This is a genomic window from Massilia antarctica (assembly GCF_015689335.1).
GTDB classification, from domain to species: Bacteria; Pseudomonadota; Gammaproteobacteria; order Burkholderiales; family Burkholderiaceae_D; genus Telluria_A; species Telluria_A antarctica.
In genome coordinates, this window is sequence record NZ_CP065053.1 from 716589 (window position 1) to 737413 (window position 20825).

The following is a 20825-nucleotide window of genomic DNA, read 5'->3' on the forward strand; positions in this document are numbered from 1 at the left end:
TCAACCGCCCAGGCGCAAGCGGTCCAGGATGGCTGCGGTGTCGGGACGGGCGCCACGCCACAGCAGGAAGGCTTCGGCGGCCTGCTCGACCAGCATGCCCAGGCCATCGCGTTGGCGCGCGCCATGCTCGCTGGCAAACAGCATGAAGCGGCTCGGCTCCTTACCGTACATCATGTCCAGCGCCAGGGTGCCAGGCCCGAAGGCGCTACCCGGCACCGGCGGCAGGTCGCCGGCCAGGCTGGCCGAGGTGGCGTTGATCACGACATCGTAGGGGCCGGCAATGTCCTCGAAGGCGCAGGCGGCGAGGCGCTGGTCTTGCGCCAGCTGGGCGGCAAAGCGCTCGACCAGGGCGTCGGCCGTGGCCGCGGTGCGGTTGGCAATGGTCAGTTCGGCCGGCAAGGCAGCCAGCAGCGGCACGACCACGCCGCGCGCCGCGCCGCCCGCGCCCAGCAGCAGCACGCGCTTGCCTTCCAGGGCGACGCCGGCATTGCGAATGATGTCGCCGACCAGCCCGGCACCATCGGTATTGTCGCCGATGATGCCGCCACTGCTGTTGAACAGGAAGGTATTCACGGCGCCGGCCGCGCGCGCGCGTTCGGTCAGGCGGTCGGCCAGGTCGGCGGCCTGCAGCTTGAAGGGCACGGTGACGTTGGCCCCCTTGCAGCCGGCGGCCACCAGGGCGCGCACGGTCGCCTCGAAAGCGTCGAGCGGCGCCAGGCAGCGCTCGTAGACCATGTCTTGCCCGGTCTGCAGGGCAAAGGCGGCGTGGATCTCGGGCGACTTGCTATGGGCAATCGGGTTCCCGATGACGCAATAACGCTCGCTCATCGTCCGTCGCCACGCAACTCGGCTTCCAGCTTGTCGTCGTGCGTGAACTTGAAGCGCGTGATGATGACCCACAGGTCATCCTTGTCGGAAGACAGCATGTTCTTCGGGAAAGCCCCGAACGGCGCGGCGCGCCGCACGATGGCCAGCGCGGCCTTGTCGAGCGCCGGATTGCCGGAACTCTTTTCGATGCGCACCCCGCCATCCTTCTGGTAAATGCTGCCATCCTGGAAAATCGGGATGTACACGGTCAGCTCGCCGTACAGCTTCTTGCCTTCGCGCTGGGGAAAGTTCAGGGTGCCGATATCCTCGACCCGCTTTTGCATGGTCTTGTAATAGATCGCGTACCCCACCGCCTGGGTGCTCGGCGTGATGTAGGTCTTGCGCGGGCGCTTGTTCTGGTCTTCGATGCGCTGGGCAATCTCGGCCGTCTTGCGCGCCAGCGGCTTGGTGCTTTCGATCAGGTCGGTGCCATCGCGGTCCGGATCGGGCTTTTCCTTTTCGGTGACCGGCGACGCCTTGAGGGACGAGTCGCGCGTCTTGGTCAGCAGGTTTTGCTGCATCTGCTCAAGCTCGGTGATGCGGCGCAAGGTCGATTTGACGCTTTCGCCCGTCTCGTTCTTGTGCATGTCGGGCAGGGGCGAGGCGGCGCGACCGTTCTCGGCATTGCCGCCGCCATCGAGGTTGGCCTGGGCCAGGGCATCGGCCTTGAGCGGCTTGTTGGCATGCTTGGCGTTGACCAGGATGACTTCGAGGCCGGGATCGGCCGGGGTCAGGGCAAACGCCTCGGGCGCGACGAAACGGACCGCCAGCAGGGCCGCGTGCACCGTGACCGAAACGGCGACGGCGATGGACAGGGAGCTTAAATTTTGCAAGTGCTTCACACGATACCGGGAAGAATCTGTTGAATCAGGGAACGGCCATTCTACATTCTAATGGCCGCCGTGGCGATGCTGACAACGTCAGCCGGCTGTCGGCTCGCTGGTAACCACCGTTACCGAACCCTCGGCTTCCACTGCTTCGGACACCGCTGCTTCACCGGTGTCCGGCGCGGTAGCCGACGCGGTAGCCGGCGCGGTAGCCGACGCGGTAGCCGACGCTGGCTCCTCTTCCTCGTAGTCGAGGTCGGCATCGGCGGCGATCTCGGTGCTCGACGGCAGCTCCAGCAGGCGCGCTTCGATCGTCAAATCGAGCTCGTCCCAACGCAGGATGTCGAGTTTGACCTGCGCCCCGCGCGCCACTTGCGGCATGCCGGGCAGGCGGACAATCAGCGGAATGTCGGCCAGACGCAACACTTCATCCTTGAGCACCACCGCTTCGACCTGGCGGCGGTCTTGCTGGCCGAGCCAGCGCAGGCACCAGTAGCGCTCCATATTCTGCTGGTGATCGTTGTAGGCGGCATACGCCGCGTCGAACGCCGAGACGATGGCGAACAGGTTGGCGTCGCGCGGCTTGAACGGGGCCACCAGCGGGGCCGTCACGCCGTGCTCGGCGCAAGCGAGGATCTGCCACTGGTTGACCAGGTCGGTATAGCGGCGCAATGGCGAGGTGCTCCATGCGTACTGGTCCACGCCCAGGCCCTGGTGCGGGGCGGCATGGGTGACCATGCGCACCTGCATCTTGGCGGCCCAGCCGGCGCCGCTACCGGCGCCTTGCGAGCGGTAAATACCCGGCACACCCGAGTCGTGCATCAGCTTGCCCCAGGTGCTGTTGGCGAAGATCATCAGCTCGGCCACGATCTTGTCGAGCGGCGCGCCGCGCTTGCGCCGCAGCACCGTGACCACGTCGTCTTCCACATAGAAATTGAAGTCGACCCGGTTGTTTTGCTCGGGTTTCAGGCCGAAACCTTCGCGCTTGACCATGCGCGCCGCTTCCAGGGTGAGCGCCCACTGCCACAGCACAGCCATCTCGGCCTTGTGCGGATACTCGCCGGTGCCGGCAGCCAGGGCTTCTTCGCTGACTACCTCGTCCAGGTCGTTGTTGCGCAGATTACTCTTGATCGGCACCAGTTCGGCGCGGGTCACGGTCGACTTCACGCTCCAGTCGGCCGGGTCGATGGTGGCGTACAAGGACACCGCCGGGCAAGTCTTGCCTTCGGCCAGGGTGAACCTCGCCACCAGTTCATCCGGCAGCATGGTGATTTTGTCGCCCGGCATGTAGACGGTCGACATGCGCGCGCGCGCCATTTTGTCGATCGGATCGTCGGGACGGATGCCCAGGCCCGGCGCGGCAATGTGGATGCCGACCTGCACCATGCCGTCCGCCAGGGTCACGACCGAGAAGGCATCGTCGATTTCGGTGGTGGTGACGTCATCGATCGAGAACGCGGCCACGGCGGCCAGCGGCAAATTGGCCGGCGCGGCTGGTACCGTCACGGCGGGGAAGCCCGATCCGCGCGGAAAATTCTCGAACAGGAAGCGCGCCATGTGCAATTGCTTGGGCGATGCGATGCCGCCGGCGGCCAGCATCAGACGCGGCGGCGTGGTGTGCAATTCGTTGCAGGCGGCGTCGAGCGCCTTGAATTCGATGCTGTTCTTGTCCGGCTTGAACAGCAATTGCTGCACCAGCGGGCGCATGGAATCCGGCAAGCGGTTAGCCTTGAGCTCGTCCACATAGCCGGCCTGGATCACGCCTTGCTGTTTCTTTTTCTCGATGCCGGCCTGGGCCGCGCGCAGGGACGCTTCCGGAGCCGCCTTGTAGCGGCCGCGTCCCTTCTTGTAGAAATAGATCGGCGCGCCGTGCAGCGCCAGGATCAGGCCGGCCGCTTCCGACGGCAGCGGGGCGTGGCCGAAATACTCGGCGCCCAGCTCGGCGAAACCGAACTCTTCTTGCCCAGCGACTTCCCACAGGAACTCGAAATCGACGTCGGCGGCGACCGCCTTGGCCGCTTCCAGCAGCTCGGCGGCGGATGGCTTTTCGTACTGCAGCAGCACGTCCTTGACCTTGACCTTGGTGCGCTTGCCGCTTGGCATTTCGACCTGGTAAGCCTCGCCCGCTTGCGACAACACGGTGCCGACCTTGAAATCGCCGGATTCTTCAAAAAATAGATTCATGTGCATGCTTTATCTTTACTTATTGTTAGTTGGCGCTGGGGTCACATCGCGCCGGGCCAGTGCCAGGACCGGGGGCAGGAACACCTCGGTCACGAGCAAGATGCCCCGGTGGCGGCGATACAGGCAGCGCCGTGCATATAAAACAGTGTCGCCAGCCGCGCCCAGGGCCGCGCGGGCACGCGCCATCAAGGGGTGGCCGGCGCGGATCCGCGCAAATTCCAGTTCGCCGCGTACCACTTGCGGGTCGTAAAACAGGGTGCTGCCGAGCGAGCGTTCACCCAGCCCGCCGAACAGCGGCCAGTCGCTGGCGGTGGCCGACAGCGGCACAACCGTGTGCGCAAACACCACCGGCGTGCCGTCGCAGCGCAACAGCACTTCGCGCTCCAGCACCTGGACCGCGCGCGGAAGATGCAGCGCGGCGGCCTCGTCGGCCAGGCACGGGGCGCGCCGCTGGTGCAAACGCTGCACCCGGAATGCCTGGCTGTGCGCGATCAGGCGCGCCGTCAGCGAGCCGGCGCTGGTGAGCCAGTCGCGCAGTGCCGGCGGCGCGTTGAGCCGGTTCACATGCCGATGCCACAACGCCTGGCGCAGCGAGACGCCCCTCACCGCGCCGGGCTCGCGGCGCGGTCCAGGCAAAACGCCAGGACCTCGTCCACGTACTGCCCGAATTCGGTGATGGCGTGGTCGCTGCCATCGATCACCTGCTGGCGCGCGCCGGCGTAGTGCGCCGTCATGTCGCGGTAGTCCAGCACTTCGTCGCCGCTGGCCGCGATCAGGAAATAACGCTCGGGCCGGGTGATGGCCGGCACCGCCAGCTCGCCCAGTTCGTCGATATAGTCGCGCTTGAATTCAAAAACTTTCTCGGAATGATACTCGGTCGTGACGCCGACATGCTTGTCGAGGTCTTTCAGGGGATACACCGCCGGATTGAGCAGCACAGCGCGGCAGCCGAGGCGCTCGGCCAGCCAGGTGGCGTAATAACCGCCCAGCGAGGACCCGATGATGGCCAGCTCGCTTGTGTCATAACGCTCGACCAGGGTCAGCGCCAGCGCCATCGCTTCTTTCGGCGAGGCCGGCAGCTGCGGGCAGATCAGCTCGGACGCGCGCCCCAGCGCCGCCATCTTCTCGCCCACCACCCGCGCCTTGAACGAGCGCGGCGAGGAGCGGAAACCGTGCAGGTAAAGAATCATCGGGCCAGCGCCTCCAGCAGTTTCTGGTGCACGCCGCCGAAGCCGCCGTTGCTCATGACCAGGATATGGTCGCCCGGCTGGGCAGAGTCGACCACGGCTTTCACCAGGAAATCGATCTGGTCGAAGCTGTGCGCGATCGCGCCCAGCGGACAGAGGGCATCGGCCAGGCTCCAGCCGAGCGCCTGCTGGCTGCCGAAACCGAACACCAGGTCCGCTTCGCGCAGGCTGCCCGGCAAGGCATCTTTCATCGAGCCCAGTTTCATGGTGTTCGAGCGCGGTTCCAGCACGGCCAGGATGCGCCCCCGCGCCTTGTCGCCGCTTCCTATCTTCTGACGCAAGCCGTTGACGGTGGTGGCAATCGCTGTCGGATGGTGGGCAAAGTCGTCGTACACGGTAATGTCGCGCACCACGCCGCGCACTTCCATGCGCCGCTTGACGCTCTCGAAGCGGGCCAGCGACTCGGCCGCCTGGGCCACCGGCACGCCCACGTGGCGCGCCGCGGCAATCGCCGCCAGCGCGTTCAGCCGGTTGTGCTTGCCGGTCAGGCCCCAGGCCACGGTGGCGACGACCTCGCCCTTGAAGACCACATCGAAGTCGCCGCCGGCGTGTTCGGTCATGGTCCAGTCGACCCCGTCGCTGGCCCCGAACATTTCCTTCTCGCTCCAGCAGCCGCGCTTGAGCACGCGCCCGAGCGAGGCTTCGTCGCCGTTCACGATCAGGCGCCCGACACCCGGCACGGTGCGCACCAGGTGGTGGAATTGGGTTTCGATGGCACCGATATCGGGAAAGATGTCGGCATGATCGTATTCGAGATTGTTCATCACCGCCGTTTTGGCGTGGTAATGCACGAACTTGCTGCGCTTGTCGAAAAACGCCGTATCGTATTCGTCCGCTTCGATCACAAAAAAGATCGATGGTTCCGCGCCCGACAGACGCGCCGAAATGCCGAAGTTCATCGGCACGCCGCCGATCAGGAAGCCCGGCGCATAACCGGCATCTTCCAAAATCCAGGCCAGCATGGCCGAGGTGGTGGTCTTGCCGTGCGTGCCGGCCACGGCCAGTACCCATTTATCGTGCAGGATGTGTTCGCCGATCCACTGGGGACCGGACATGTAGGGCAGGCTGCGGTTCAGGATTTCCTCGACCAGCGGATTGCCGCGCGCCACCACATTGCCGATCACATACAGATCGGGATTCAGCTGGGTCTGCTCGGGGCTGAAGCCCTGGATCAGCTCGATGCCTTGGGCTTCGAGCTGGGTGCTCATCGGCGGGTAGACATTGGCGTCGCAGCCGGTGACCTTGTGGCCGGCTTCTTTCGCCAGGACCGCGAGGCCGCCCATGAAGGTGCCGCAAATGCCGAGGATGTGAATATGCATGATGTCGGGGTGTGGCCAAATGAATGAATACGCGATTTTACCCGACCCAATGGGAATTACCGTTCCAGAGTATTATCTCGCTCATGATGCCTACCCCGATTGACGATCTCTCCCTGCTGCGCGCGGAAATCGCCGCCGTCGCCGCGCGCATGATTGCCCAGGACGGCGCCGACTATGCCAGCGCCAAGCGCAAGGCTGCGCTGCAGGTGCTCGGTGACCGTGCCGACCTCGCTAACCTGCTGCCCGACAACGCGCAGATCGAAGACGCCGTACGCGATTACCAGGCCCTGTTCCAGGCCGACACGCAGCCGGCGCGCCTGCTCGCGCTGCGCCAGGCGGCCCTGCAAGTGATGGATGCGCTGGCCGAATTTTCGCCGTACATCACCGGCGCGGTGCTGAACGGCACTGCCGGCGAGCATGACGACATCGAGCTGCAACTGTTCGCCGACAGCGCCAAGGAAGTGCAGATTTATCTGCTGAACCGCAACGTCACCATCGATATTTCCGAAACGCCGCACTTCAAGGGCGCCCGTTACGACCCGGTCGAGACGGTCAGCTTTTTATGGCATGGCGAAGGCGTGCACGCCGAACTGTATGAAAAGCACGACTTGCGCGGCGCCCTCAAGCCACGCGCCGACGGCCGCCCCCAGCGGATCGACGCCGCCGCCTTGCGCAGCATGATGACACCCCCGACTTCACCCCAGGACCCGACATGAACAAGCAAACCCTTTTCACCTTTGCCGGCATTGCCGTGCTGGCTGGCGCGCTGGGCGCCTATGTCGGCACGCGCCATCAACCAGCGCCCACGGTAGCGGCCAGCGCGCCGGCCGACGCGCATCCGGCCGGCCACCTTGCCGGGGCCGCGGACACGCCGGTCGAGACCCTGTTTGCCGAAACCATGAACGACCCGGCCGGCAAGGCCCAGGCGCTGGCGCAATGGAAGGGCAAGCCGCTGGTGGTCAATTTCTGGGCGCCCTGGTGCCCGCCGTGCGTGGAAGAAATGCCGGAACTGTCCGACCTGGCGCGCGAGCACAGCGCGAAACATATCAATGTGATCGGCATCGGCATCGATTCGCCAACCAACATCGCCGAATTTGCGACCAAATTCAAGATCACCTATCCCATCTACGTGGCCGGCATCAACGGCACCGAACTATCGCGCAAGTTCGGCAACAATGCGGGCGGCTTGCCCTACACCGTACTGATCGGAGCGGACGGCCTGGTCAAGAAAACCTATCTGGGGCGCATCAAGTTCGACGAGCTCAAGGCAGACCTGGCCGCGCTCAAGTCTTGACAGGCAAAAGCCCCGGCGCAACCGTGCTTTACGGTACGGAATGCACCACTAAGTAATTTCAAGCAATTTTTTTCGCTTGCCAATGCCCGCAGTTGGCGGCAAAATGCGGGACTTTCGCGCAATAACGACCCTTCAACCATGGCAAAAAAGCTCCTTCTGCTCAACGGCCCCAACCTGAATCTGCTGGGGACACGGGAGCCAGAGGTGTACGGCAAAGCAACACTAGCCGACATCTGTAACGCTGCGATAGCCCAGGCTGCCGCGGCGGGTGCCAGCATGGTTTGCTTTCAGAGCAATCATGAAGGTGCCCTGATCGATGCCATCCACGACGCCCGCACCGATGGCGTGGACGCGATCGTCATCAATCCGGGCGGGCTGACGCATACCAGCGTGGCCTTGCGCGATGCCCTGGCCGGCGTTGCCATCCCGTTTGTCGAAGTCCACATCTCGAATATTTATCAGCGCGAAGCGTTCCGCCATCATTCTTTTTTGTCCGCGATTGCGCAGGGCACCATTTGCGGGCTCGGCATTGATGGATATCGCTATGCCATCGACTTTGCGCTTAAAAAGCGTTAATCTACTGGCATCTTCAAGCATTATGCGCGGCTATGCTTTTATCACGAGCATTCCGCATACTCTTAAAACACAATAAATTCCAAGGGGTTTCACATGGATTTACGAAAACTCAAGACCTTGATCGATCTCGTCGCCGAATCGGACATCGCTGAACTCGAAGTAACCGAAGGCGAGAGCAAGGTCCGCATCGTCAAGTCATCCGCAATCCCGCAGAATCAGATGGTCATGATGCAGCCGCAAGGCATGCAGCAGCACTACGCCGGCGCCCCGGCCCCGGCACCGGTGGCTGCCCCCGTGGCCGTGCCGGCCGAGCCGACCGGCCACATCGTCAAGTCGCCGATGGTCGGTACCTTCTATCGCTCGTCGGCGCCGGGCTCCGCAGCCTATGTCGACATCGGCTCGAATATCAAGGAAGGCGACACCCTGTGCATCATCGAAGCGATGAAGCTGCTCAATGAAATCGACTCGGATGTGTCCGGCGTCGTGACCAAGATCCTGGTCGAAAACGGCCAGCCTGTCGAGTTCGGCCAACCGCTGTTTGTGATTGGCTGACCGACCACTATGTTTGAAAAAATTCTCATTGCCAATCGTGGCGAGATCGCGCTCCGTATTCAGCGCGCCTGCCGCGAGATGGGCATCAAGACCGTGGTGGTCCACTCCGAAGCCGACAAAGACGCCAAATACGTAAAATTGGCCGATGAATCGGTATGTATCGGACCGGCGCCATCGGCCCTGAGCTACCTGAACATGCCGGCGATCATCAGCGCGGCCGAAGTCACCGATGCCGAAGCGATTCACCCCGGCTACGGCTTCCTGTCCGAAAACGCCGACTTCGCCGAAAGAGTGGAAAAATCCGGCTTCGTCTTCATTGGCCCGCGTTCCGACTCGATCCGCCTGATGGGCGACAAGGTCTCGGCCAAGCAAGCCATGATCCGCGCCGGCGTGCCCTGCGTGCCAGGCTCGGACGGCGCCTTGCCGGACGACCCGAAAGAAATCATCCAGACCGCGCGCCGCGTGGGCTATCCGGTGATCATCAAGGCAGCCGGCGGTGGCGGCGGACGCGGCATGCGCGTGGTCCACACCGAAGCAGCCTTGCTCAACGCCGTGGCGATGACCAAGACCGAAGCCGGTGCCGCCTTCGGCAATCCGGAAGTGTATATGGAGAAGTATCTGGAAAATCCGCGCCACGTGGAAATCCAGATTCTCGCCGACGAACACAAGAACGCCGTCTGGCTGGGCGAGCGCGACTGCTCGATGCAGCGCCGCCACCAGAAAGTGATCGAAGAAGCGCCGGCGCCGGGCATTCCGCGCAAGCTGATCGAAAAGATCGGCGACCGCTGCGCCGAAGCTTGCCGCAAGATCGGCTACCGCGGCGCGGGCACCTTCGAGTTCCTGTACGAGAACAACGAGTTCTACTTCATCGAGATGAACACGCGCGTGCAGGTTGAGCACCCGGTCACCGAAATGATTACCGGCATCGACATCGTGCAGGAACAAATCCGCATCGCCTGCGGCGAAAAACTGCGTTTCCGCCAGCGCGACATCATGCTGTCGGGCCACGCCGTCGAGTGCCGCATCAATGCCGAAGATCCGTTCAAGTTTACCCCGTCGCCGGGACGCATCGTGTCCTGGCACGCGCCGGGCGGCCCTGGCATCCGTGTCGATTCGCATGCCTACGCCGGTTATTATGTGCCGCCGCATTACGATTCGATGATCGGCAAGGTCATCGCCTACGGCGCCACGCGCGAGCAAGCCATCCGCCGCATGCAAATTGCGCTGTCGGAAATGGTGGTTGAGGGTATCCTGACGAATATTCCGCTGCATCGCGAACTGATGATCGATGCGCGCTTTATCGAAGGCGGCACCAACATCCATTACCTCGAGCAGAAACTGGCCGACAAGCCGGACCTGCCGAAAGGCCCGACCAGCCCTAATAAATCGGAAACGAAGGCAGACGCATGAGCTGGACAGAAGTTGTCATTGAAATTGCACGTGAACACGCGGAAGCCCTGTCCGACGCGCTGATGGAAGCGGGCGCCCTGTCGGTGTCGGTGGAAGACGCCGACGAAGGCACCGACCAGGAAAAGCCGCTGTTCGGCGAACCTGGCATGGAACCGACCGAAGCGGCGTGGGAACACAGCCGCGTGGTGGCCCTGACCGACGTTGACGCCGACCAGGCCGCCATCGTGGCCGAAGCGGCTGCCGCGATTGGCATTGAAACCACGCCGGCGTTTACCACGCGCGCCGTGGCCGACGAAGACTGGGTGCGTTTGACCCAGTCGCAATTCGCGCCTATTCATATCGGCAAGAACATCTGGGTCGTTCCGAGCTGGCACGAAGCGCCGGATCCGGACGCCCTGATTCTCGAACTCGACCCGGGCCTGGCCTTCGGCACCGGCAGCCACCCGACCACGCGCTTGTGCATGGAATGGCTGGAAGCGCATCCCGCTCCCGGCAAGTCCGTGCTCGACTACGGTTGCGGTTCCGGCATCCTGGCCATGGTGGCCAAGAAAATGGGCGCGGGCGATGTCGCCGGCGTCGATATCGATCCGCAAGCGATCGAATCGGCACGTGACAATGCCGCACGCAACCAGTGCGAGATCGATTACTACCTGCCGGACAGCTTCGCCGTCTCGGCCAAGCCGCATCACGCCACCGGCAAGTTCGACACGGTCGTGGCCAACATCCTGTCGAGCCCATTGAAACTGATGGCGCCGATGCTGGCCGGCCGGGTCGCTCCCGGTGGTTCGCTGGTGTTGTCAGGCGTGCTCGCGCGCCAGGCGGAAGAAGTGGCCGAAGCGTATGCGCCCTTCATCACCTTGGGCGTATGGGCGGAGCAAGATGGCTGGGTAGCACTGCACGGCCAGCTTGGCAGCAACGTTCCACCTACCCCGCGCGGTCAATAAAGGCATGGCGCTCGCCACTCGATGCCCCCATTGCAGCACGACTTTCCGGGTCGCCTCCGACCAGCTGAAGTTACGTGGGGGCATAGTGCGCTGCGGCGCCTGCAATGAAATTTTCGATGGCAACGCGGCACTGGTCGAACTCGACTCTCTGCCGCCAGCGATCCCCTCCCCTGTTGTCGAACCACCTGCCGCCCCGGCGGCGAGTGCGTTCGCCGATCCCGGCAATGCCGTGTCCACCTTGCAAATGGAGTCTGCCTTCGTTCCGGTGTGGCTCAGGCCGCAACCGGCGCAGGCACCTGTTCCCGAGCCTGAGCCTGTTCCTGAGCCTGAACCCGAGCTGGTGCATGCGCCTGAACCGGAGCCTGTCGCGGAACCGGAGCCCGAGCCGGAACCCGCCCCGCGTACCAAGCCCTTCATTCCGCTCTCGATCGCGACCTTTGTCGAGCCCGAGGACATGTATGACGAGCCCTACGCGGCACCATACGTCGAACCCGAGCCGCCGCCCGCCGCCTGGCGCGGCAAGTCCAAGACGCCGTGGCCGACGATCGATATCGATGGCCACGAAGCATCGCCGTCAGGATCAAGCCCTGCGCCATTTCCGGTCGACATGCCGATCGATGAAGAAATCGTCGCGATTGCGCCGCCGGAAGACCTGTCCGAGCCGGAATTCGGAGAGCTGAGCTTCGACGAGCCCTTACTCGACCTGAGCTACCCGTCCGCCCAGGTGCGCGATCCGAATGCGCGCATCGAGCCGGTGTTCTTCGAGCCGGAGCGCAAGGAACCGGAATTTGTCGCGCCCTTGTTCGTGGAACCGCATTTTTCCGAGCCGACGTTCGCAGAGCCGCGCTTTGCCGAACCGGTTTTCGAGAACGGTGCCCCGGCGGTGCATGGCGTTACCGAGCCACCCGTCGCGGAACCGGTATTTGTCGCGCCTGCGCCGCTCGAACCGCCGCCAATCGCGCCTGCATTTGTCGAGGCAGTGCACGTCGAGCCGGCTCAATTCGAACTGCCGCCGATCGCGCCCGCGTTCGACGAGCCTGTCCATGCCGAACCTGAAGCCGCCGAGCCCGCGCAGTTCCTGCCGCCGCTGGCCGAGCCCGCGTTTGACGAACCTGTCCACGCCGAACCGGAAGTCGCCGAGCCTGCGCAGTTCCTGCCGCCGCTGGCCGCGCCCGCGTTCGACGAACAGGTCCATGCCGAACCCGAAGCCGCCGAGCCTGCTCCATTCCTGCCGCCGCTGGCCGAGCCCGCGTTCGACGAGCCAGTCCACGTCGAAGCGGAACTCGCCGAGCCAACCCCATTCCTGCCGCCGCTGGTCGAGCCTGCGTTCGACGAGCCAATTCACGTTGAGTCCGCCGCCCCCGAGCCAGCCCGGTTCGAGCCGCCGCATATCGAGCCGGCCTTCGACGAACCGGTTCACGTCGAGCCGCGCGTTGCCAAACCGGCCAGGTTCGAGCCGTCGCTGGTCGAACATGCGTACGACGAGCCGGGGCACACCGTACTGGTGCTTTCCTACGCCGAAGAAACCCCGTCCCACGACGACCAGGCGCACAGCGACGCATTGCTGAACCCAAACACCGAACCGCTCGTGCGCGACCTGGAGCATGCTCCGCTGCCGCTGCTGCGCCAGTCATCGGGCGACAATCCATCGGGCGACAATCCGACGGAGAAGCCAGCCAGAAAGCCAGCGAAGAAGCCGGCCGCACCGCCACCGCCGCCGGCGCCGCCTGTCCCCGAGCCGGAGCACGACGAGCCCGATTTCCTGCGCCGCAGCCGTGAACTGGAAGAAAAACAAGGCTCGCGCCGCATGGCGATGCTGCTCGGTTCGATCTTGCTGGCAATCCTGCTGGTGGGCCAGGGTGTCACCACCTTCCGCAACATCCTGGTGGCCAAGTTCCCTGCCATCAAGCCTGTACTCGTCTCGGCCTGCGCCACCTTGGGCTGCAAACTCGAACTGCCGGCCCAGATCGATAGCCTGAGCATCGAAACGGGCGAGTTGCAATCGCTCGGCGCCAATGCCTTCACCTTGTCGACCCTGCTGCGCAACCAGAGCGACCTGACCCAGGCCTGGCCCAACATCGAACTGGCGCTGACCGATGGCAATGACAAGACCCTGCTGCGGCGCGTGGTGGTTCCGTCCGAATACCTGCCCAAGGGCACGGTCCCGGCCAAAGGCTTCGCGGCGCGTTCCGAACAAGCCGTCAAACTGACTTTTGAAGTAAAACAAATCAAGGCATCAGGCTACCGCATCGCCATCTTCTATCCATAAGGGACCATTCATGACCAAGACTACATTGATCTGCGGATCGCTCGCATTCGACAAGATCATGCAATACAACGGCCGTTTCGGCGAAACACTTCTGGCCGACCAACTGCACAAGGTCAATGTCTCCTTCCTGGTCCCCACCTTGCGCACCGAATACGGCGGCTGCTCGGCCAACATTGCCTACAATCTCAAGATGCTGGGCGGCGAACCGCTGATCATGGCCGCGATCGGCCAGGATGGCGGCGAATACCTGGAACGCTTCGAAAAGCTCGGCATCGAGACGCGCGCGATCCGCAAGATCGCCCACTCGTACACCGCGCAATGCTTCGTCACGGCCGACCTCGACAACAACCAGATCAACGCCTTCCACCCGGGCGCGATGGAATTCGCGCATGAAAACAATGTCGGCGACCAGGGCGAGCTGCGCGTGGCCATCATCGCGCCGGACGGGCGTGGCGGCATGCTCAAGCACGCGCGCGACTGCGCGGAGCTAAAAGTGCCGTTCATGTTCGACCCGGGCCAGCAATTGCCGATGTTCAGCGGCGACGAATTAATCGAATTCATCAACCAGGCGACCTATGTGGCGGCCAACGACTACGAATTCGAGATGCTGATGGACCGCACGGGCCTGACCCTGCCCGACATTGCTGGCCGCCTGGAAGCGCTGATCGTCACGCGCGGCGAAAAGGGATCGGAGATTTACACCGGCGGCAAGCGCCATGAGATTCCCTGCGTGCAAGCGGCGGCGGTGGTCGACCCGACCGGTTGCGGCGACGCCTACCGCGCCGGGCTACTGTTCGGCATCACGAACGATCTCGACTGGCCAGCCACAGGCCGCCTGGCGAGCCTGATGGGCGCGATCAAGATTGCCCACCAGGGCGGGCAGAACCACGTCGTCACGGCCGCCCAGATCGCCGACAAGTTCGAAGCCGAGTTCGGCTACCGCTACTAAATTCCCACAACCGGGGTCTGACCTCTGTTTAGAAATTAGTTGCTCTACTTCAGCATTATCCGCGCGACCTGCTCCGGCATCATGGTCGCCGGCACCACTTCGACCAGCTTGCGCCTGTTAATCAGGCCGGGCGTGGTCGTGAGTGCACTTTTCGGTACGCCCAATTCTCCCGATAATAGAAACACAACCGGGGTCTGACCTTAATGCCGTTAAGTTAAGCCCTTGACTGTCGCTTCTTGTAAACAAGTTCCAGAAGTGTTAACGTCTGGAACTATGTTCTCAGATGCCCTCTCTCTTGCCATTGACCTCCCGCGATTTCCTCCAGATTGGAGGCGACTGGGTAAGGAATTACCGTACGAATGGATTGAAGCTGCCCTCGAAGCGAAAGGCAAAGCCAGTATCCGTCGGCGCCGCCTTCCTGCACAGCAAGTGGTGTGGCTAGTCATCGCTTTGGCCCTGTATCGCCATCTGTCTGTCAAAGAAGTACTCGATGACTTGGACTTGGCACTCCCGGAATTGGAAGGTGCCTGCTTAACCGCCAGCGCGGCCTGCCAGGCGCGCCAGCGGCTTGGGCCCGAACCACTGCGTTGGCTGTTTGAATGCTCGGCCCAGGCATGGAGTGAGGAAGATCACTCAGCCTATTTGTTTCACGGGATGAGTCTTTTTGCCATGGATGGCACGACCTTGCGTCTTGCCGAGAGCGAGGCCAACCGCGCGCACTTCGGCGCCCAGAAATATGCCAAAGGGAGTGTGGCGAGTTACCCACAAGCGAAGGGTGTCACACTGACCGCCGTACCGACGCATCTGATCCTCGATGCCCGTTTCGGGCCCTACGCGACGAGTGAAGCGAGCTTCGCCAAGGAGTTGATCGCAAGCGTGCCGGACAGCTCCCTCACCGTCTTCGATGCAGGCTTTCTGTCAGCAGAAATCCTGTGCAATTTGGCTGGGCAGGGACATTGTCGTCACTATCTGATTCCGGCAAAGAGTAATACGCGCTGGAAGTTAATAGAGGGAACAGTGGAAGATGGGCTTGTTGAGATGGAGGTGTCCGACTCGGCCATGCGCAAGGATCCGACGCTGCTCGCTTCGTGGCGTGCCCGCGCGGTGCGCATAGGTGACGGCACCGGCGAGTTGAAATATGTACTCACCTCGCTCACCGATAAAAAAGCCATCACAGCCAAGCAGATCGTCGACTGCTACTGGCGCCGCTGGGCGATCGAGACGAGTTATCGCGAAATCAAGCAGACCATGCTGGGATCAGCGCATACCTTACGCAGCATGACAGTCGACGGGACGATGCAGGAAATCTGGGGCGCGCTCATCGCCTACAATTTGTTGCGAATTGAAATCGCCAAGGCTGCTCTCGAAGCGAAGTGCCAGCCTACCGACATCAGCTTCGTGCTGGCACTGCACACAATTCAATATGAGCTGCTCATCGCCGCAGCAACGCAGGCGCAAGGAAAACTCCCCGCCACCTTGAAACGTCTGCGGGAGCGGCTCGTGCTTGATCTGAAGACTCATCGACCCGGTCGAAAATTCGACCGGGTCGTAAAAGCGAAAGCCCAGAGATATCCGGTCACCAGATTGAAGTCAAGCGCTTAACTTAACGGCATTAGGGTCTGACCTCTGTTTAGAAAGATTTCTAATCGGAGGTCAGACCCCGGTCGTTTGAAAGATTTCTAATCAGAGGTCAGACCCCGGTTGTTAGTTGCTTTGCTTCAGCAGTATCCGTGCGGCTTGCCCCGGGGTCAGGGTCGCCGATACCACCTCGACCAGCTTGCGCTTGCTGGTCAGCCCGTGCGTGATGGTGAGCGCACTTTTGGGTACGCCCAGCTCTCCCGAGAGATATTTGATCAGGGCCTCGTTGGCCCTGCCTTCGATCGGCTGCGCCTGCAGCTTGAGCTTGAGCGAATCGCCCAGCACGCCGATCACTTCGGTCTTCTTGGCGTTCGGCGTGATCTGTACCGCCAGCCGAATGCCGCGCGGCTGCGCCGAACACCAGGCCTGCTCCATCAAGCCAGCACGTAGGGAGGAAAGATCTCCCTGACCAGCATCAGGATGATCTGCAGCAGGATCAGCAGCACCAGCATCGAGAAGTCGACCCCGCCCAGCGGCGGTACGACGCGGCGTAGATGACGCAGCAAGGGCTCGTTCAGGGCGCGCACGAACGGCGCCAGCGGCGCGTGCGGATTGACCCAGCTGAACACGCCCTCGAGAATCAGCAGCGCCATCAGGCCGTAAATCATCCAGGTAATAAAGCGGTACAGGACTTTCACGGCGACCATTTCGCCCGTGAAGCCAATCAGGAAGTACAAGGTGGTCGCTAGACCGACGACGAGCAGGGCGCCAATCAGGCTGGCCCAGTCGTACCCACCCACGCCAGGCACCATGCGCCGCATCGGCTTGACCAGCCAGTCGGTCAGGGTAAAGGTGAATTGCGCCACCGAGGCCGGTGGACGTACCCGGATCGCCTGCATCCAGAAACGCAGCAACAGGGCGCCGCCCAAAATCGTGGCGACCGTGTCGACAATCAAATAAACAATACTGAGCACGGAGTCTCCTTAAAAAAAAACCGCTGTGTGATACGAGTCACACAGCGGTATTTTGCCTGATCCAGGCCCAACTGCCTGTTACGGACGGCTGCTGGTCGGGAAAGGCCATGCTGCTGCCGGAGCCAACACAGTTTTCGCCGCTGGGGCCGGAGCCGGTGCTGCCACTGCTGCTGGTGCAGGAGTTGCCAGCTTCGATGCCGCGTCGGTTTTCGGCGCAGCTGCCTTCTTCGGCGGTCCCGCCTTCTTTACAACCGGCTTGGCTGCCGCAACGACAGGAGCTGCCGCTGGCGCCGCTGCTGGCTTGGCTGCTGGCTTCGCCGCAGCCTTAACCGGCTTTTTTGCTGCTGGCTTAGCCGCCACCTTTTTTGCTGCTGGCTTTGCTGCTGCTTTCGCTGCTGGCTTTGCTGCTGCTTTAGTTACTGCTGGTTTTTTGGCGGTCGACGTCGCTGCTGCTTTTTTGGCGGCTGGCTTGGCTGCGGCTTTGCTGGCTGCTGGCTTGGCTGCCGCTTTTTTGGCGACAGGCTTGGCGGCCGATTTAGCTGCGGCTTTTTTCGCTACCGGCTTGGCTGCCGACTTGGCTGCTGGCTTGGCCGACGACTTCGCTGCGGCTTTTTTCGCTGCTGGCTTCGCTGCTGCCTTCTTCGCTACCGGCTTGGCCGCGGCTTTTGCCTTGGCTGCTGGTTTGGCTGCCGCTTTTTTGGCGACTGGCTTGGCTGCTGCTTTTTTGGCGACTGGCTTGGCTGCTGCTTTCTTCGCTACCGGCTTGGCTGCCGACTTCGCTGCCGACTTGGCGACTGGCTTGGCGGCGGTTTTTGCTGCGGCTTTTTTCGCTACTGGCTTCGCTGCTGGCTTGGCTGCGGCTTTTTTCGCTGCTGGCTTTGCTGCTGGCTTGGCTGCGGTTTTCGCTGCGGCCTTTTTCGCTGCCGGCTTGGCTGCAGGTTTGGCTGCGGCTTTCGTGGCTGGCTTGGCTGCGGCTGCTTTCGCGGCGACTTTCTTCACTGGTTTCTCGGCAGCGGCTTTCGCGACTGGTTTCTTTACTGCGGGTTTCTTAGCGGCTGTTGCCATTTGGGTTCTCCTTCATCTGCGATGGGAAAAAATCACGCTACAAGATGTAAAACCCGTCCGACCCGTAACTGGAGGTCAGGCGAATTATTCATCGGCACAAACGTGATCGTGTTTATGCTAATGAATTCGGCACCAGCTGAACTGCTGCAACTCCTCAAGTTTGCAGCGCTTCAGCTATAGTCGTTTCTGAAAACAGAGACGACGGATACGGTGTTCATGGTTCGCTGTCCACATCCAAAAGCCCACAACCGTAAAAGAAAAAGCCGCCATGCCTGAACCGGATCAGGCAGTGCGGCTTTGTCTTTTGCAGAAGTTTAAGCACATATCTGTTGAATCAGCGTCCCATTTTGATCGATGATTTTGTCGTCGCGCGCGGCTTGCATCTTCGCGTTCACGTTTTGACAAATTCAATCACGTAAAGTACACGAAAACCTTGTCAGTGCGCAACTGGCACACAGCATTTGTTTGACTTTTTTTTTCGCGCGGCGCACGCGTGCCTGCGTGATCGTCATGCGCGGCGCGGCGCCAATGCGCGCGGCGCGTCGGCGCGCGTGCTCTCGACGCGGCCCTGAAACTGCGGGCGCGCGTGCGTGGTCAACGCAGACATGCCGTACCTAAAGGCGCTATGCCTTGCGCGACGCTGCCGGCGCGCGCAACGCCGGCAGCACCAGCGACATGCGGCGCGCCTGCGCGCGGCGCGCGGCGAGGTGCGCGGCGTCGAATGCGCCAATGGCAGTGCGACGCGCACAGCGCGTGCTGTTCGTTGCTGCTGCGAGACGCATTCGCGCTGATGCGCACGCAATGTCCGCATCCGCGCGAGCGTGCCGTCTCTTGAGGTAAACAGTTTTGCTGCGCCGCGCCGCCACTTGTCGCGTGCGCTCTTGTGCCGGATGTGACGCCGGCATAGCATCGCTTCAGGCGCCGCGTGGCGACCACAACAAGACAGGAGAAGATCAATGAACAGACTAGTCAAGTGGCTCGCCGTCCTCGGCATGGCATCGCTGATGGCGGCGGCGGGAGCCGCCGAACGCGGCACCAGCGAGGAAGCGGTGGCGCTGGTGAAAAAGGCGATCGCCTACTACAAGACGAACGGCATGGAAAAGACCGCGGCCGAGATCAATGGCAAGACCGGTATGTTTGAAAGCAAGGACTTGTACCTGTTCATCGCGCCCGTCGCGCCGGGGCCGGTGATGGCGCACGGCGCCAACGCCAAGCTCGTTGGCAAGGACCTGAACGACATGCGCGACGTCGACGGCGTGTATTTCACGCGCCGCTTCCGCGAAGTGGCGGCCAAGGAGGGCAAGGGCTGGGTCGAGTACAAGTGGCCCAATTCCAAGAGCGGCGCGCTGGAACCGAAGAGCACCTACGTCGAGCGGGTGGACGATGTCTACTTCGCCTGCGGCGTGTACAAGCCCGGCAAATCCTGACCCGCAAGCCGCTGCCCTGGCCATGCGCGCCATCGCCGATGGCACCGTAAACGATGAAAGCTCCCCGCGGGGAGCTTTCATCAGCATGCGGAAGGAGACCCTCCCGCTTTCTCCGCGCAATGCTTATTCCCAGTTCAGCGCGCCGCCGGTCTGGTACTCGGTCACCCGCGTCTCGAAGAAATTGCGTTCCTTCTTCAGGTCGATCATTTCGCTCATCCACGGGAATGGGTTTTCCTCGTGCGCGAACAGCGCGTCCAGGCCGATCTGCTGGGCGCGGCGGTTGGCGATGAAGCGCAGGTAGCCCTTGAACATGGTCGCGTTCAGGCCCAGCACGCCGCGCGGCATGGTGTCTTCCGCGTAGGCATACTCCAGGTCGACCGCTTGCAGGAACAGCGCCTTGATCTCTTCGCGGAACGCCGGCGTCCACAGCAGCGGGTTTTCCATCTTGATCGTGTTGATCAGGTCGATGCCGAAGTTGCAGTGCATCGATTCGTCGCGCAAGATGTACTGATATTGCTCTGCCGCACCCATCATCTTGTTCTGGCGGCCCAGCGCCAGGATCTGGGTAAAGCCCACATAGAAGAACAAGCCTTCCATCAGGCAAGCGAACACGATCAGCGACTTCAACAGCTTCTGGTCGTTTTCCACGGTACCGGTGGTGAAGGCCGGGTCGGTCAAGGTGTTAATGAACGGAATCAGGAACTCATCCTTGTCGCGGATCGACTTGACTTCGTTGTAGGCGTTGAAGATCTCGCCTTCATCCAGGCCCAGCGACTCCACGATGTACTGGTAGGCGTGGGTGTGGATCGCTTCCTCGAAGGCTTGGCGCAGCAGGTACTGGCGGCATTCCGGCGCCGTGATGTGGCGGTAGGTGCCCAGCACGATGTTGTTGGCGGCCAGCGAATCGGCGGTCACGAAGAAGCCCAGGTTGCGCTTCACCAGACGGCGCTCGTCGTCGGTCAGACCGTTGGGATTTTTCCACAACTCGATGTCGCGCTGCATGTTGACCTCTTGCGGCATCCAGTGGTTGGCGCAACCGGCCAGGTATTTGTCCCACGCCCATTTGTATTTGAACGGGACCAGCTGGTTCACATCGGTCTTGCCGTTGATGATGCGCTTGTCGTCGGCGTGCACGCGCTTGGCGACCGCTACGGCGTCGGCGTCCGCTACGGCTGCGGGTTCGGTCCCCGCTACGGTACCCGCTACGGTTCCCGCTACGGCGGCGCTTGGCGCCACGGGGGGCGCGGCAGGCGCGCTGGCTGTTTCATCGTCCCAGGACAACATGGTGATTCCTCTTTTCGTCTGTCTTCAATTCGGTCTTGCGCGCAGCGCCGTGGCGCTGT

General features: G+C 62.4%; 20 protein-coding genes. 10 read left to right on the plus strand and 10 right to left on the minus strand.

Annotation, left to right across the window (positions count from 1 at the left end; translation table 11 throughout):
• From aroE to mpl, 6 genes are all read right to left on the minus strand, one after another.
• Positions 1–828, minus strand: a complete 828-nt coding sequence (gene aroE / locus IV454_RS03165; RefSeq protein WP_206090259.1) for a shikimate dehydrogenase — start codon at positions 826–828, stop codon at positions 1–3.
• Positions 825–1709 carry an energy transducer TonB gene (locus tag IV454_RS03170; RefSeq protein ID WP_206090261.1) on the minus strand — a complete coding sequence of 295 codons (885 nt, stop codon included), beginning with the start codon at positions 1707–1709 and terminating at the stop codon, positions 825–827. Before IV454_RS03170 ends, aroE begins: the two co-directional genes overlap by 4 nt.
• Before the next feature lie 78 nt (positions 1710–1787).
• Complete coding sequence (locus IV454_RS03175) at positions 1788–3878, minus strand: ribonuclease catalytic domain-containing protein (RefSeq protein ID WP_206090263.1); 2091 nt, start codon at positions 3876–3878, stop codon at positions 1788–1790.
• Between the two features lie 15 nt (positions 3879–3893).
• Positions 3894–4484: a chorismate--pyruvate lyase family protein gene (locus IV454_RS03180; RefSeq protein WP_206092526.1), complete on the minus strand. Its 591-nt coding sequence runs from the start codon at positions 4482–4484 to the stop codon at positions 3894–3896.
• Positions 4481–5068 (minus strand): YqiA/YcfP family alpha/beta fold hydrolase, encoded by a 588-nt coding sequence (locus IV454_RS03185; protein ID WP_206090265.1) that lies wholly within the window; start codon positions 5066–5068, stop codon positions 4481–4483. Before IV454_RS03185 ends, IV454_RS03180 begins: the two co-directional genes overlap by 4 nt.
• Positions 5065–6444, minus strand: coding sequence for a UDP-N-acetylmuramate:L-alanyl-gamma-D-glutamyl-meso-diaminopimelate ligase (gene mpl / locus IV454_RS03190; protein ID WP_206090267.1), 1380 nt, complete (start codon positions 6442–6444; stop codon positions 5065–5067). Before mpl ends, IV454_RS03185 begins: the two co-directional genes overlap by 4 nt.
• Before the next feature lie 83 nt (positions 6445–6527).
• On the opposite strand from mpl, the gene IV454_RS03195 reads away from it, so the two are divergent.
• The 9 genes from IV454_RS03195 to IV454_RS03235 all read left to right on the plus strand — a co-directional run bounded on the left by IV454_RS03195 (position 6528) and on the right by IV454_RS03235 (position 16040).
• Positions 6528–7160 carry a hypothetical protein gene (locus tag IV454_RS03195; RefSeq protein ID WP_206092527.1) on the plus strand — a complete coding sequence of 211 codons (633 nt, stop codon included), beginning with the start codon at positions 6528–6530 and terminating at the stop codon, positions 7158–7160.
• Positions 7157–7738, plus strand: a complete 582-nt coding sequence (locus IV454_RS03200) for a TlpA family protein disulfide reductase (RefSeq protein ID WP_206090269.1) — start codon at positions 7157–7159, stop codon at positions 7736–7738. Before IV454_RS03195 ends, IV454_RS03200 begins: the two co-directional genes overlap by 4 nt.
• A gap of 138 nt (positions 7739–7876) precedes the next feature.
• Positions 7877–8314 (plus strand): type II 3-dehydroquinate dehydratase, encoded by a 438-nt coding sequence (gene aroQ / locus IV454_RS03205; RefSeq protein WP_206090271.1) that lies wholly within the window; start codon positions 7877–7879, stop codon positions 8312–8314.
• A 93-nt stretch (positions 8315–8407) separates the two neighbouring features.
• Complete coding sequence (gene accB / locus IV454_RS03210) at positions 8408–8866, plus strand: acetyl-CoA carboxylase biotin carboxyl carrier protein (RefSeq protein WP_206090273.1); 459 nt, start codon at positions 8408–8410, stop codon at positions 8864–8866.
• Between the two features lie 9 nt (positions 8867–8875).
• Positions 8876–10276, plus strand: a complete 1401-nt coding sequence (gene accC / locus IV454_RS03215) for an acetyl-CoA carboxylase biotin carboxylase subunit (RefSeq protein ID WP_054268457.1) — start codon at positions 8876–8878, stop codon at positions 10274–10276.
• Positions 10273–11220 carry a 50S ribosomal protein L11 methyltransferase gene (gene prmA / locus IV454_RS03220; protein ID WP_206090275.1) on the plus strand — a complete coding sequence of 316 codons (948 nt, stop codon included), beginning with the start codon at positions 10273–10275 and terminating at the stop codon, positions 11218–11220. Before accC ends, prmA begins: the two co-directional genes overlap by 4 nt.
• 4 nt (positions 11221–11224) lie before the next feature.
• Positions 11225–13489, plus strand: coding sequence for a zinc-ribbon and DUF3426 domain-containing protein (locus IV454_RS33655; protein WP_206090277.1), 2265 nt, complete (start codon positions 11225–11227; stop codon positions 13487–13489).
• A gap of 10 nt (positions 13490–13499) precedes the next feature.
• The gene (locus IV454_RS03230; RefSeq protein ID WP_206090279.1) at positions 13500–14438 is read left to right on the plus strand and encodes a carbohydrate kinase family protein; all 939 of its coding nucleotides are present in this window, start codon (positions 13500–13502) and stop codon (positions 14436–14438) included.
• A 273-nt stretch (positions 14439–14711) separates the two neighbouring features.
• Complete coding sequence (locus IV454_RS03235) at positions 14712–16040, plus strand: IS4 family transposase (RefSeq protein ID WP_206087073.1); 1329 nt, start codon at positions 14712–14714, stop codon at positions 16038–16040.
• Between the two features lie 102 nt (positions 16041–16142).
• On the opposite strand, the gene IV454_RS03240 is transcribed toward IV454_RS03235, so the two are convergent.
• The 3 genes from IV454_RS03240 to IV454_RS03250 all read right to left on the minus strand — a co-directional run bounded on the left by IV454_RS03240 (position 16143) and on the right by IV454_RS03250 (position 18055).
• Entirely contained in the window at positions 16143–16451 is a 309-nt protein-coding gene (locus IV454_RS03240) for a DUF167 domain-containing protein (protein WP_206092528.1), read from the minus strand.
• A complete protein-coding gene (locus IV454_RS03245; RefSeq protein ID WP_229522040.1) occupies positions 16451–16990 on the minus strand; it encodes a YggT family protein in 540 nt (179 codons plus the stop codon). Before IV454_RS03245 ends, IV454_RS03240 begins: the two co-directional genes overlap by 1 nt.
• 78 nt (positions 16991–17068) lie before the next feature.
• Positions 17069–18055, minus strand: a complete 987-nt coding sequence (locus IV454_RS03250) for a hypothetical protein (RefSeq protein WP_206090281.1) — start codon at positions 18053–18055, stop codon at positions 17069–17071.
• Positions 18056–19011: 956 nt separating this feature from the next.
• Here IV454_RS03250 and IV454_RS03255 point away from each other — a divergent pair.
• Positions 19012–19482: a cache domain-containing protein gene (locus tag IV454_RS03255; RefSeq protein WP_206090284.1), complete on the plus strand. Its 471-nt coding sequence runs from the start codon at positions 19012–19014 to the stop codon at positions 19480–19482.
• A gap of 123 nt (positions 19483–19605) precedes the next feature.
• Here the strand turns inward: IV454_RS03255 and IV454_RS03260 are convergent, their stop codons facing one another.
• Positions 19606–20766: a ribonucleotide-diphosphate reductase subunit beta gene (locus IV454_RS03260; RefSeq protein ID WP_206090286.1), complete on the minus strand. Its 1161-nt coding sequence runs from the start codon at positions 20764–20766 to the stop codon at positions 19606–19608.
• Positions 20767–20825: the final 59 nt, after the last annotated feature.